The organism is Allobaculum fili, assembly GCF_020969955.1.
GTDB classification, from domain to species: Bacteria; Bacillota_I; Bacilli_A; order Erysipelotrichales; family Erysipelotrichaceae; genus Allobaculum; species Allobaculum fili.
Genome location: NZ_JAHDSX010000114.1, coordinates 1 through 416, shown reverse-complemented (window position 1 = coordinate 416; position 416 = coordinate 1). Strand labels below are relative to the sequence as shown.

At 40.9% G+C, this 416-nt stretch carries 1 protein-coding gene; it reads right to left on the bottom strand.

Annotated features, from left to right (window positions below; translation table 11 throughout):
- On the bottom strand, positions 1-416 hold a 416-nt coding region (locus Afil_RS10750; protein ID WP_439647331.1), incomplete at both ends, for a Mu transposase domain-containing protein.

Here is a 416-nt window from a genome sequence, read left to right as displayed (position 1 = left end):
CCTGTGCGGCCAGAGGCTCATAGACAGATTGGCGCTGAGGTGCCTGACAGGCTTCTATCCTGAGCAGATCTTTGATTTCTTCCATAGGCCGGTCTTTGTGTCTGGTGAGTATTTCTATGAATTCTTTCGGCTTTTCGCTAAAATAGTTGTCGTAAATTGATTTGAGTTCTGGATCCGCTTTGAGGGCTGTACTGTTTCTTAAAGCTCCAGGCTTTTTACGCAGCGTGCTTAGATAGTGCCGAATATCGAAGCACGTTTTTTGTTTTCCATCATTGATTCTCTGATGTTCAGCTACCTGTTCATGTTCGTAATAAACTTTGATTGTTTCTGTGTAGGTTTTAACTCTTACTTTTTTACCAATCAGATTATCGGGAACGGAATACTGATTATTGTCAACGCTGATTAAAGAGTATTTA